At 62.6% G+C, this 12,215-nt stretch carries 10 protein-coding genes; 3 read left to right on the top strand and 7 right to left on the bottom strand.

Features of this window, described 5'->3' with window-relative positions:
- Positions 1 to 11: 11 nt before the first annotated feature.
- From NZ951_07735 to NZ951_07705, 7 genes are all read right to left on the bottom strand, one after another.
- On the bottom strand, positions 12 to 1,292 hold the full coding sequence (locus NZ951_07735; GenBank protein ID MCS7207803.1) for an ammonium transporter: 1,281 nt from the start codon (positions 1,290 to 1,292) through the stop codon (positions 12 to 14).
- 101 nt (positions 1,293 to 1,393) lie between these two features.
- Positions 1,394 to 2,122 carry an MBL fold metallo-hydrolase gene (locus NZ951_07730; GenBank protein ID MCS7207802.1) on the bottom strand — a complete coding sequence of 243 codons (729 nt, stop codon included), beginning with the start codon at positions 2,120 to 2,122 and terminating at the stop codon, positions 1,394 to 1,396.
- Between the two features lie 18 nt (positions 2,123 to 2,140).
- Positions 2,141 to 3,427, bottom strand: a complete 1,287-nt coding sequence (locus tag NZ951_07725) for an SLC13 family permease (protein MCS7207801.1) — start codon at positions 3,425 to 3,427, stop codon at positions 2,141 to 2,143.
- 5 nt (positions 3,428 to 3,432) lie between these two features.
- On the bottom strand, positions 3,433 to 3,795 hold the full coding sequence (locus tag NZ951_07720) for a VOC family protein (protein ID MCS7207800.1): 363 nt from the start codon (positions 3,793 to 3,795) through the stop codon (positions 3,433 to 3,435).
- Positions 3,796 to 3,804: 9 nt separating this feature from the next.
- Positions 3,805 to 4,713 carry a DMT family transporter gene (locus NZ951_07715; GenBank protein ID MCS7207799.1) on the bottom strand — a complete coding sequence of 303 codons (909 nt, stop codon included), beginning with the start codon at positions 4,711 to 4,713 and terminating at the stop codon, positions 3,805 to 3,807.
- A 52-nt stretch (positions 4,714 to 4,765) separates the two neighbouring features.
- The gene (locus NZ951_07710; protein ID MCS7207798.1) at positions 4,766 to 7,462 is read right to left on the bottom strand and encodes an HAD-IC family P-type ATPase; all 2,697 of its coding nucleotides are present in this window, start codon (positions 7,460 to 7,462) and stop codon (positions 4,766 to 4,768) included.
- A 45-nt stretch (positions 7,463 to 7,507) separates the two neighbouring features.
- Entirely contained in the window at positions 7,508 to 8,731 is a 1,224-nt protein-coding gene (locus tag NZ951_07705) for an aspartate kinase (GenBank protein ID MCS7207797.1), read from the bottom strand.
- Between the two features lie 270 nt (positions 8,732 to 9,001).
- On the opposite strand from NZ951_07705, the gene NZ951_07700 reads away from it, so the two are divergent.
- From NZ951_07700 to rmuC, 3 genes are all read left to right on the top strand, one after another.
- Complete coding sequence (locus tag NZ951_07700) at positions 9,002 to 9,211, top strand: DUF2892 domain-containing protein (GenBank protein ID MCS7207796.1); 210 nt, start codon at positions 9,002 to 9,004, stop codon at positions 9,209 to 9,211.
- 217 nt (positions 9,212 to 9,428) lie between these two features.
- Positions 9,429 to 11,063: a methylmalonyl-CoA mutase family protein gene (locus NZ951_07695; protein ID MCS7207795.1), complete on the top strand. Its 1,635-nt coding sequence runs from the start codon at positions 9,429 to 9,431 to the stop codon at positions 11,061 to 11,063.
- Between the two features lie 40 nt (positions 11,064 to 11,103).
- A complete protein-coding gene (gene rmuC / locus NZ951_07690; GenBank protein ID MCS7207794.1) occupies positions 11,104 to 12,171 on the top strand; it encodes a DNA recombination protein RmuC in 1,068 nt (355 codons plus the stop codon).
- The last annotated feature ends 44 nt before the right edge of the window (positions 12,172 to 12,215 follow it).

Genomic DNA, 12,215 nt, shown 5'->3' with positions numbered 1-12,215 from the left:
CTGCTCCCCTCTTACAGTTTATAGGCCACTTCGCCGTGCTGGGTGATGTCCAAACCCATCTCCTCCTCCTGAGGCGACACCCGCAAGCCCACCAGCCGGTCCAGCACTTTCAGGATAACGAAAGTCATGCCCCCGGCGAAGGCCCAGGTGGCCAGCACCGCCACCACCTGTTTCCACAACAGCCCCGCCCCGCCGAAGAACAGACCATCGGCACCCGCCGGGTTGATGGCGGTGCTGGCGAACAGCCCCGTGGCGATGGCCCCCCATGTGCCCCCCACACCGTGCACCGCCCACACATCCAGGGCATCATCCACCCGCTTCCAACCCGCCCGCCACCGCGCCGCCAGATAGCACAGGACACCCGCCACCAGCCCAATAATTATGGCCGGCATAGGCCCCACAAAGCCCGAGGCGGGTGTGATGGCCACCAGCCCCGCCACCGCCCCGGACGCCGCCCCCACCACACTGGGCGATCCCCCCAACCACCAACTCATCGTCATCCAGGACAGCGCCCCCATCGCCGCCGCCGTGTTGGTAACCACGAAGGCGTTTGTGGCCAGTGCCCCCGCAGAGATGGCGCTGCCCGCATTGAACCCGAACCAGCCGAACCACAGAAGCGCCGCCCCCAACACCACGAAGGGCACATTATGGGGCTCCTTGGGCTCCTTGCCGTAGCCCAACCGCGTTCCCACCACCAGGGCCGCCACCAGCGCCGACACCCCTGAGGCGATGTGCACCACCGTGCCCCCGGCAAAGTCCAATGCCCCCAGGTTCCGCATCCACCCCCCCACGCCCCAGACCCAGTGGGCCAGGGGCACATATACCAGGGTGGACCACAGCAGGACGAACAGCAGCAACGCCTTGAACTTGAGACGCTCGGCAAAGGCCCCTGTAATCAGGGCCGGCGTGATGATGGCAAACATCAACTGGAACACCATAAAGGCTTGATGAGGCACCGTCGCCCCATAGTCGGGGTTGGGGTCGCCCCCCACGCCCCGCAACCCCACCCACTCCAAGCCCCCAATCAGCCCAGCCCGGTCCGGGCCAAAGGCCAGGGAATACCCCCACAGCACCCACATCACACTCACCAAACAGATGGTGATAAAACTGTGCATAATCGTGGACAGCACATTGGAGCGTCCCACCAACCCCCCGTAGAAGAAGGCCAACCCCGGCGTCATCAACAGCACCAGGGCCGCCGACACTAACAGCCAAGCCGTATCCCCCGGGTTCACCTCCGCTGCCTGCCAGGCCGGCTCGGCAAGGTGGGTCAACCAGGGCAAGGTGTGCATAACTCCCTCCCCCATCTTGGGATGTTTTTCACAAATAGCATCCCTCGGGGGTGTTTCGCAGGGATTTCAGGGGTTTTGCCCTTTTGTTACACCCACCCGCTTTACCGGTGGTGCTTCTCCTCGCCCAACCCCGCCAGCATCCCCACCCACTTCACCCAGCGTCTCCACCCCGGTCTGCCCCTGTTCCGCACCGCTGCCACCAAACCCCGTAGCCTCTCATCCGCCTGCTCCAGCAAAGGACGCCCATGCCCAGGACACACTCTCTCAAACGCCAGGAGCGCCAACCGTTCCAGCGACTGCATATAGACCGCAGGCTCGTGCATGGGAAGGGGGCGGGCCAAACGCCTGCCTACCGTGAGCAGCGTATCTCCTGTGAACAGCAGGGCATATCTTTCCAGCAGGAAGCAGACGCTCCCCGGCGTGTGGCCGGGGGTGTGAAGCACCCGCAACCCCCCCAACACAGGGAGCACCTGCCCCTCCTCCACAAAGCCGTCCACCACTGGTCGGGGCGCACCAGGGATGGGATAAAAACGTGGCACCACATCCCCCCTGCGGGTGGGGATAGTATCCGCCCGGTGCATATAGACCCGCGCCCCAGTTTCCTGCTGCAGGGTGTAGGCCCCCCCATAGTGGTCGGGATGGCCGTGGGTCAACAGGATGGCGCGCACGGCCTGGGGGGAATACCCCAACCCATCCAAACCTTTCAGGATGCGAGACGCCCCCCAGGGCAACCCACTATCCACCAGCACCAGACCACCCTCCCCCACCAGAACATACACATTACACCCCACCTTGCCGGGCAATAGGTGCACGCCGGGCACAATCTCCATCGCCCATCCCCCGCTGCGTCATCCCACAAGACCCAGATACCATTCCAAAGCCAGGATGCCCATAGACAGCCCGACCGTCAGAACAGTAACCACTAACCCCACCTTCGTGAACTCCCACCAGCCCATAATGGCCCCGTCCCGTGCCGCCACCTCCGCCACGATGATGTTGGCCACCGCTCCGATGAGCGTGGCATTGCCGCCCAAAGTGGACCCCGCCGCCAGCGAGAGCCACAATACTTCCCCCCCCACAGGCTTCAACAGAGGGATAGCCAGCATCGTCAGGGGCACATTGCTCACAATTTGCGACACCACCGTGCTCACGAGGTGCACCGAGACGATGCCGGTGAGGTTAGGCTCCAACGCCAGGCGTTCCAAGAACACCTCCAACAGGCCCGCCTTTTGCGCACCGCCGATGACCACAAACAGCCCCGCAAAAAACACCAACAGAGTCCAGTCCACGCTTTGGATGACCTGGGAGGGGCGCACCCCGCTGACCACCACAGCCGCCGTTCCTCCCACCAAAGCCACCGTGTGCACCCCGATGCCCAAAGTCGTGCTCAAAAAGAAGCCGGCAATGGTGGCCAACAGGATCGGCACCGACCGCCACAAAAGGCGATGCGCCTCTGCGGGAAAGGCGTGCCCCGCCGCCACCGCAAGGGCACGCCCCGCCACACCATCGCTCCCCACCCCCAACCGCAAACTCTTTCGGTAAAAGGCCCACACCACAACAAATAGCACCACCCCCGACAGCACGGCCACAGGCGCCAAGAGAACAAAAAACCGCCCGAAGGGGATGCCCGACGCTACCCCGATCAGCATATTCTGGGGATTGCCCACAATGGTCGCCGTCGAGCCGATATTGGACGCCATGGCCTCGGCGATAAGGTAGGGCACGGGGTTGACCCCCAACGCCCGACAGGCTTGGACAACCACAGGCGTGAACAACAGCACCACCACATCGTTCACCAGAAAGGCGCTGCCCACCCCCGTCGCCAAAATGACCACCGCCAGAAGGCGCAACGGGGTGCTCCCCAAAGAAAGGGTGTAGCCCGCCAGTAAAGTGAAAAACCCCGCCCTCTGCAACACCCCCACTAGGAGCATCATCCCCAACAGCAGAGCAATGGTATGCACATCAATGGCCTGGGCCGCCTCGTCAAAGGTTAACACCCCCAGCAGCACCATGAGCACCCCACCCACAAGGGCAGCTGCCGGGCGATCCAGATTGGTATGGGGCAGGCGGGTGAACATGATGCCCACATACGTCAGAGCCAAGACCCCCAGTGCCAGCAGGGCCTTCTGCTCCATCCAAATCATCCCCGCAGTTGGAGAAGTTGCAGAATGTTGCCGTCAGGGTCTTGCAAAGTGGCCACCCACCCACCCCAATGCTCCCGCTCCGGCGGACGCAGGAAGACCACCCCCCGCCGGCGCAGTTCCTCATAGACGGCGTGGATGTCCGCCACCTGCAAGTTCACCATCACCCGAAAGGGGTCGCGGGCCTTCCCCTGCACCTGGCTGTGCCGACCTACGCTCAACCGCACCCCCGGGGACACCGCAAAGGCCACGAAATCTTTGTGGCGGCTGTGCTCCTTCAAACCCAGAGCATCCCGGTAGAAACGCACCATGTCCTCCATGTTATCCGTCCACAGAATGACCCCAGCGATACTCTCAATCATCCCCACCCCCTACAGCAAAACCAAGGCGACCCCCACCAGGGCGAGCACCCCGCCCACGACCTGCACAGGATGGAGCGTTTCCCCCAGAAAGAGGACAGACAACAGCGCCCCCACCACCGGCACCAAAAAGATGAACACCCCCGTGCGGGTGGCCCCGATGCTTTCCACCCCCCTATACCACCACAGATACCCCAGACCTGTCGCCCCCACCCCCATGTAGAGCACAATCGCCCACACCCGCCACGACACCTCGTCTAGCCGGCCCCATCCCCCCTCCACCCCCGCCAGGAGCAGGAGCACCACCGCCCCTAGGGTAGTGGCCAGCACAACCGCCGGCAGAGTTGCCACACGCTGGAACAGGTGCCTCCCCACGATGTTGGAGAGGGCGAAAGAGGAACCCGCCAAGACAAACAGAAGGTTGCCCACCAGGGTGGAGAGATCTAGCATACGGGCCGGGGCGCCCACAATGACTAACACCACACCCGCCGTCGCCAAAGGGAAAGCGGCATAGCGCCACGAAGCCATCCGCTCGCCCAGAATGATCCACCCCAGCAGAGCCGTCATTATCGCCGCAACAACGGGCTGAATAAGGGAGCCGTTGACCGCCGTGGACTGGCGTAGCCCCAAGTAAAAGAAAGCATTAAAGGCCACCACGCCCGTCAGGGTAAACGCCACCACACTCCCCCACGGCACCTTGTTCCCCACCCGACGGGGGGTAGCTCGCAGATGCCACCACAGCCCCAGGAAAAGCCCGCTGACCGCATAGCGCAACCCGGCCAGCAAGAGAGGGGTGGTCTCGGCCAGGGCCACTTTGCTCACCGGGAAGGTGCTGGCCCACAACACCACCACCAACCCCAACTGGCCCAGCACCCGGGCCCGTTGCCCTGGGCCCAACGGCGCAACATCCGACGACGCCATACCTTTCCTAGCCTAGCACAGACCACACTTCCCAGAACACCTCACCCTCCCCTTACCGCCGCAAAAGTTTATGAACCTCCACCACCAGAACCACGCTCACCGCGACCGGAAGGATGCGCAACCACGACTCCAGGCTCAGGGGCTGAAGACCGAGCACGAACTGGGTGGGGCCGAAATGCATCGCCCCGATGTGCAACGCCACCGCCCCCACGGTGCCCACGAACAGGAACGGGTTACGCAACGGGTTCAAGGCGAAGGCCGACAAACGCTCCGACCGGCTGTTGCCCACATTGAAGTTCTGGAACAGCACCATCGTGGTCAGGGCCGTCACGCGGGCGTAATCCAGGTCGGCCCCCCGCCCCAGTTCCCAGGCGAACAGTCCCAGTGTGCCCGCTGCCAACACCAGCCCCACCAAGACCGTACGCTCCAGTATGCGACGGTTGAGAATTGGCTCGTTGGGCGGACGCGGCGGTTGGTGCACGAACCACCTTTCCCCAGGCTCAAAGGCCAACGCCACATCCTGTACGCCGTTGGTTACCAGGTTGAGCCACAGGAGTTGCGCCGGCAGGTAGGGGATAGGCATGCCCAACGCCAAAGCCGCAAAAATGGATATCAACGCCCCTACGCCCGTGGAGACGAGGAAAAAGGTTACCTTGCGGATGTTGGCGAAGGAGGTGCGCCCCTCTTCAATAGCGGCGTAAATGGTGGCGAAGTTATCGTCCACCAAGACGATATCGCTGGCCTCTTTCGCCACCGCGGTGCCGCTGCGCCCCATAGCGACCCCGATATGCGCCGACTTCAACGCGGGGGCATCGTTCACTCCGTCCCCTGTTACCGCCACCACCTCCCCCTGACGGCGCAAGGCCTCTACGATGCGCAACTTCTGCTGGGGGGTAACCCGCGCGAACACCACCACCTCCCGCATCACCTGCTCCAGCGTGGAATCCGCCATCCCCTCCAGGTCTGCCCCGGTCACTACGCGAGGGGACGAGGACGTCAACCCCATGCGTTGAGCAATGGCAGCCGCCGTGCCGGCGTGGTCGCCCGTTACCATGAGCACCCGAATGCCTGCACGGCGGGCGGCGCGAAGAGCCTCTATCGCCTCGGGGCGGGGCGGATCCCACATCCCCTGCAAACCGAGGAACACAAGCCCCTGCGGCGTCCCCGCGCGGGTGGAGTGCACCGCCTTTTCCCCTATGCCCATTGCCATTCCCAACACCCGCAAGCCCTCGCTGGCCATCTGGCGTGCCACCTGCGCTACGCCAGCCGCATCCAGCGACCGCGGGCCATCGGGGGTAAGCAAGGCATCGCACATAGCCAGGACGCGTTCGGGGGCACCTTTGACGAACACCCGTTCGGTGGAGCCGTCGTGGTGAATACTCGCCGAAAACTGTCGGGGCGGATCAAAAGGTATCTCCGTTACCAGGGGGTAGCGCTCCAGCAATGCCCGCCGCCACAGGCCGACCTTCGCGCCGGCCACCAGCAGGGCCACCTCGGTGGGATCCCCGCGCCCCTCATAGGTATCCCCCGCAGGGGTTACAGACGCCTCGTTGGTCATCACGCCCGCCACCAGCGTCCAATACAGGGGGCTACCCTCGGTGATGGAAACCTTTTGGCCGTCCTTCTGCACCTCCCCGCGCAGACTGCGCCCACTGCCTGTGAGGGCAAAGGTCTCCCCCCCTGCCCAGATGCGTTGCACCGTCATAGAGTTCTCCGTGAGGGTGCCCGTCTTGTCGGAGACCACCACGGTGCAACTGCCCAGGGTCTCCACCGCTGCCAATCGGCGCACGATGGCGCGCCGGCGCGCCATCCGCCGCACCCCCACCGCCAAAGCGATGGTCACGGCCACGGGCAACCCCTCGGGCACCACGGCCACGGTCATGGCCACAGTGGTCAGGAGGGCCTCTTGGAACGATGAACCGACCAAGAGGCTCCACACCAGCACCACCAGGCCCGCACCGATCACGGTAAAGGTGATGAACCGCCCCAACGACGCTAGTCGACGTTGCAGGGGGACCTCCTGGCGGCCGATGCGCTGAATGCTCTGGGCGATGTGGCCCACTTGGGTGGCCGAGCCAGTGGCCACCACCACCCCCACCCCGCGCCCCGCGGTGACCACCGTGCCCATAAAAGCCATATTGCGTCGCTCGGCCAGAGGGATAGGACGGCTGGCGGGCAACGGCTCCGTCCCCTTGGAGACGGGTGTGGACTCCCCCGTGAGCAAGGACTCGTCTATTTCCAGGCGGGTGGCGCGCACCAGGCGTAGGTCGGCGGGGACGATGTCGCCCCCCCTCACCACGACCAGGTCGCCTGGCACCACAGCACTGCTGGGCACCTCGTGCTCTACGCCGTCTCGCACCACCGTGGCCATGGGGGCCACCAGGGCCAAAAGGGCCTGCATGGCCCGTTCGGCGCGATACTCCTGGATAAAGCCCACCGTGGTGTTGATGACCAGCACCGCCCCGATGACAGCCGCATCCGTCCAATGTTGAATGAGCAGGGTAATGGCCAGGGCCGCCAGGAGCAGGTAGATGAGGGGGCTGGTGAATTGGTGGAGCAGGACCGCCCAGACACTTACCCCCCGTCCCACGGTTAAAGTATTCGGCCCATACTGGCGCAGGCGCTCCTCGGCCTCGGTGCGGGTCAGGCCATCAGTGAGATGGGTGCCGAAACGGGCCGCGATGTCCTCCGCCGGGAGGGCATACCACAGGGACTCCTCGCCCCTGGCCACTGCCGACTGGGTGCGCATCGCACGGGTGCCTGCGTCCACCAGCAAACAGGATAGACAGGCAAGCTAGGTGTTCCCCCCCTCGTCCAGGCGGAAGGCCTTGTGCAGGGCGCGCACCGCCTCTTTCACCCTCTCCTCCCGCACAATGCAGGTGATACGAATTTCTGAGGTCGTGATCATTTCAATATTGATGTTGGCATCGGCCAGGGCGCGGAACATGCGGGAGGCATAGCCCGGGGCGTTTTGCATCCCGGTGCCCACGACGCTCACTTTGGCCATATGGGCATCGCTGTGCACACCCCGCGCGCCTATCGCCTGGGCGACGGGGCGCACCACCTCCAAAGCCTTGGGCAGATCCGAGCGAGCGACGGTGAAACTCAGGTCGGTCAGCCCCTCCACGGAGGCGTTTTGCACGATGACATCCACGCTAATGCCCACCTTAGCCAAAGGCTCAAAAAGGGCAGCGGCGATGCCTGGACGATCGGGCACCCCCAGCACGGTGATTTTGGCCACATTGGTATCATAAGCCACACCACGCACGCGCTCACGCAGTTCCATGCTTACCTCTCCGTGAATTAAGGTGCCGGGCGCCTCCGAGAAGGTGCCGGCCACCAGCACCGGCACCCGGTAGAGGGCAGCCAACTCGATGGAACGGGGCTGCATCTTCGCCCCCGACACCGCCAGTTCCAGCATCTCCTCATAGTCAATCTCCTTCAGTTTGCGGGCTTCAGGAACGATGCGGGGGTCGGCGGTATAGATGCCCTCCACATCAGTGTAGATTTCACATCGCTCCGCCCCCAGCGCCACAGCCAAAGCCACAGCCGTGGTATCAGACCCCCCGCGCCCCAGCGTGGTAATGTCCATATCCTCGGTAAAGCCCTGGAAGCCCGCCACGATGACGATTTTGCCCTGCTGCAGTTCTCGCTGAATGCGCTGGGGATCAATGTGGGCGATGCGCGCCTTGCCATACAGGCGTTCGGTGCGGATGCCCGCCTGGAAACCTGTCAGGCTTACGGCGGGGTAGCCCATGCCCGTCAAAGCCATGGCCACCAGGGTGCAGGAGACAATTTCCCCCGTGGACAGGAGCAAATCCAGCTCCCGGGGGTCGGGACGGGGGCTCACCGTATAGGCCAGTTTGATGAGGTCGTCGGTGGTATCGCCCATGGCCGAGCAAACCGCTACGACCTGGTGGCCCTTCTCGCGGGTGGCCCCGATGCGCCGGGCCACGTGGCGTATCTTCTCGGCATCGGCCAGGGAACTGCCTCCGTATTTCTGCACCAGAAGCGCCATCCCCTATCCTTGCCTCCTATCGTGATCCTCTCTATGTCGAGGGGGTAGCCTGCGTGGGGCTTTCAGCGATGACTCTCACCTCTATTGTAGGATAACGGGGGCCGCTGAGCGAACAGACACCCGTCTGGAAAGGGTGGAATCCTTGCTGTTTGCGTCCTTTCGCCCCACCAGCAGAAAGGTTTAGCCTTGACAGAAACTCCGCTGGGTCAGTAGTCTGCGCATGGGAGCTCAGTGACGGTGGAGCCAACCTGCACCGCACAGGGGGGTGCCATGACACTGCATCAGGCGCGCGCTGTAGCGCAAGGGATTGTGCTCTTGGCATCCGCTGCCATCGCCTTATGGGTCAGCACACCCGTAGGGCTGGCGTTGGTGGCTGTAATGGGGGTCGTGAAACTGCAAGAAGCCTTCACCGACCGCTGCCCTTCGGACCTGGTGCTGAGGCCCCTGGGATTCAAGAAGGCGGGTGAGGCCAAGGGCTAAAGGCGCTCCCGTCCAGCTGGAGATGCCCCAGCTCCCCCCAGAGGGCAACCTCTTTGTGCGCGATGGGGGTGCTGGGTGCTCCAGCATTTTCTGTGGGGACGGCTGACTGTGTGAACAGAAGAGCCCCACCTCCCTTGCCGTAGGGCGGAAGGAGCCTCCCTTTTGACACCGCCTTCCCGCTCCCCTACACTGGTGGCGACACCCAGAGGAGGCCTCCATGTCGGCACCCGTCAACCGCCCCGCTTCGCCCAACTCCAAACCTCCGGAGACTGTAGAGAACCCCTCGGGCATCCCCCTCAAGACGGTCTACACCTCCGCTGATCTGCAGGAAATCGGATTTGACGAGGCCCGCGACCTGGGCCCGCCCGGCCAATACCCCTATACCCGGGGCATCCACCCCACCATGTATCGGGGCAGGCACTGGACCATGCGCCAGTACGCCGGCTACGCCACGGCCGAGGAGTCCAATCGTCGTTACCACTACCTCCTTCAGCAGGGGCAGACGGGGCTGTCCATCGCCTTTGACCTGCCCACCCAGATGGGCTACGACTCCGACCACCCCATGGCTTTGGGGGAGGTGGGCAAGGTGGGGGTCCCCATCTCCTCCCTGCGGGACATGGAGATCCTGCTGGAGGGGATCCCCCTGGACAAGGTAACCACCTCCATGACCATTAACGCCACAGCATCCATCCTGCTGGCGTTTTACATTGCCGTGGCCAAACAGCAGGGGGTGCCCCAGGAGGCCCTCAGCGGCACCATTCAGAACGACATCCTGAAGGAGTACATCGCCCGGGGCACCTATATCTATCCTCCCCGTCCCTCCATGCGGTTGGTGGTGGATGTGTTCAAATACTGTGCCCAGCACATGCCCAAATGGAACACCATCAGCATCAGTGGCTACCACATGCGGGAGGCGGGGGCCACGGCGGTGCAGGAGTTGGCCTTCACCTTCGCCAACGCCATAGAATACGTCCAAGCGGCCTTGGGCGCTGGCCTACGGATTGACGACTTCGCCCCGCGCCTGTCCTTTTTCTTCGCCGCCCACAACAACCTTTTCGAGGAGGTGGCCAAGTTCCGGGCGGCGCGCCGTATGTGGGCACGTATTATGCGGGAGCGCTTCCAGGCCCAAGACCCCCGCTCCTGGCTTCTGCGCTTCCATACCCAAACGGCAGGCGTTACCCTGACGGCCCAACAGCCTTTGAACAATGTCATCCGCTGCACCATCCAGGCTTTGGCAGCCGTGCTAGGGGGCACCCAGAGCCTGCATGTCAACTCCTACGATGAGGCCCTGGCCCTCCCCACCGAGGAGGCGGTGCGTCTGAGCCTGCGCACCCAGCAAATCCTGGCCTACGAGAGTGGCGTAGCCGATGTGGTGGACCCCCTGGGGGGATCCTATTATGTGGAGTGGCTGACGACCCGCCTGGAGCAAGAGGCCCAACGCTACCTGGACAAGATAGAGGAACTGGGCGGGGCTTTGGCTGCCCTGGAACGGGGCTACCAGCAGAGGGAGATTCACGAATCGGCGTATCGCTTCCAGGAGGCGGTGGAACAGGGGCGGGCAGTCATCGTGGGGGTGAACCGCTTTACCATAGAGGAGCCACCCCCCAAAGACATTTTGCGCATCTCCCCGGAGGCGGTGCGCCGGCAGATAGAGCGCCTGCACGAGGTGCGTCGGCGGCGGGACAACCTCCGGGTGCAACGCACCCTGGCCCGCCTGGAGGAGGTGGCCCGCTCGGACGAAAACACGGTGCCGGCCATTCTGGAATGCGTGGAGGCCTACTGCACCATCGGGGAGATGTGCGATGTGTTGCGGCGGGTGTTCGGGGAGCAGAAGCACCCCGCAGGGGTGTAGACAGTAGACGAGGCCTCATTCTCCACCAAAAGGAGCGGGGATGATGGCTGTAATCCTCCTGGTGGGTGTGATTGTCCTTCTCTTGTGGCTCATGCGGGGAAGGAAATCAACCTCCGAACCTTCCCCCGATGCCCCTATCCTCACTGCGGCTCGGGATATTGAAGCCCTGAAGGCCAAGATAGACGCTTTAGCCTCTGCCCACGAGGGCTTACGCAATACTGTCTTCGATCTCGCAAAAGGTCTGCAGGCCCTGGAAACCAAGATGGTGGAAACAACAGCAGGGGTCAAAGATGTCTTGAAAAAAGATATCCAAGAAGCGCACCAGCACTTGCTTACCCTCAAAACGCAGTTAGAAGCCCGTATCCGTTGGGAACAGGATTTCAGCGAAAGCGTGCGGCGTATAGAAGCCGTTCTGGTGGGCGGGCGCGCCCGGGGCCAAGCCGGCGAGAACCTCCTTGCAGAAGTTTTCAAGCAGCTCCCTCCGGATGTAGTGGAAACTAATTTCCGTGTGAATGGGAGACCTGTGGAGTTCGCCTTAATTTTGGCCAATGGTAAACGCGTTCCCATAGATTCTAAATGGACTTCTGCCGAGTATTTAGAACGGCTCGAACGGGAAACCGACAAGGCCAGCCGGGAAAAACTTCTCATGCAAATTGAGGAGATCGTAGTGGATCGTGCTCGGGAAGTAAGCAAATACATTGACACCTCCGTTACCGTGAATTTGGCTATTGCAGCGGTGCCCGATGCCGTGTATGCGGTTTGCCGTCGTGCTCACTGGGAAGCGTACCAGCAGCGTGTTTTACTCTTGCCCTACAGTGCTGCCATTTTTTACATTCTCACCCTTTATCATTTGCATCAGCAAACAGCGCACTCCATTGATGTAGAACAAATACAGAACTACTGTAGCGAAATAGAAAGACATCTGAAACAACTGCAGGATGAGCTGGATAACAAAGTCCAGAGGGCTGTGACTATGCTCAATAACGCTACGGCCAATCTCCGCAACCTCATCAGCAAACTGCTCGGTGCTTCGGCTTATTTAAAATCTCACAAACCTGTTGAGTCTGCCCTACCGCAAGTGGGGGTTAAAGAGCCTAAAAATGACTAAGCTCGAGGAAAGGCGGAGAGGAGATAGTTTCATCACTCCCACGA

The organism is Dehalococcoidia bacterium, assembly GCA_025060295.1.
GTDB lineage: Bacteria > Chloroflexota > Dehalococcoidia > Lucifugimonadales > HRBIN23 > HRBIN23.
This window is presented reverse-complemented; position numbering and strand designations above follow the sequence as displayed.

What these genes read in the sequence shown, in the direction of transcription:
- NZ951_07730 (MCS7207802.1), bottom strand. Translation starts at nt 2,122, where the DNA reads ATGGAGATTGTGCCCGGCGTGCACCTATTGCCCGGCAAGGTGGGGTGT.
- NZ951_07705 (MCS7207797.1), bottom strand. Translation starts at nt 8,731, where the DNA reads ATGGCGCTTCTGGTGCAGAAATACGGAGGCAGTTCCCTGGCCGATGCC.
- NZ951_07725 (MCS7207801.1), bottom strand. Translation starts at nt 3,427, where the DNA reads ATGGAGCAGAAGGCCCTGCTGGCACTGGGGGTCTTGGCTCTGACGTAT.
- NZ951_07700 (MCS7207796.1), top strand. Translation starts at nt 9,002, where the DNA reads ATGACACTGCATCAGGCGCGCGCTGTAGCGCAAGGGATTGTGCTCTTG.
- NZ951_07715 (MCS7207799.1), bottom strand. Translation starts at nt 4,713, where the DNA reads ATGGCGTCGTCGGATGTTGCGCCGTTGGGCCCAGGGCAACGGGCCCGG.
- NZ951_07720 (MCS7207800.1), bottom strand. Translation starts at nt 3,795, where the DNA reads ATGATTGAGAGTATCGCTGGGGTCATTCTGTGGACGGATAACATGGAG.
- NZ951_07710 (MCS7207798.1), bottom strand. Translation starts at nt 7,462, where the DNA reads ATGCGCACCCAGTCGGCAGTGGCCAGGGGCGAGGAGTCCCTGTGGTAT.
- rmuC (MCS7207794.1), top strand. Translation starts at nt 11,104, where the DNA reads ATGATGGCTGTAATCCTCCTGGTGGGTGTGATTGTCCTTCTCTTGTGG.
- NZ951_07695 (MCS7207795.1), top strand. Translation starts at nt 9,429, where the DNA reads ATGTCGGCACCCGTCAACCGCCCCGCTTCGCCCAACTCCAAACCTCCG.
- NZ951_07735 (MCS7207803.1), bottom strand. Translation starts at nt 1,292, where the DNA reads ATGCACACCTTGCCCTGGTTGACCCACCTTGCCGAGCCGGCCTGGCAG.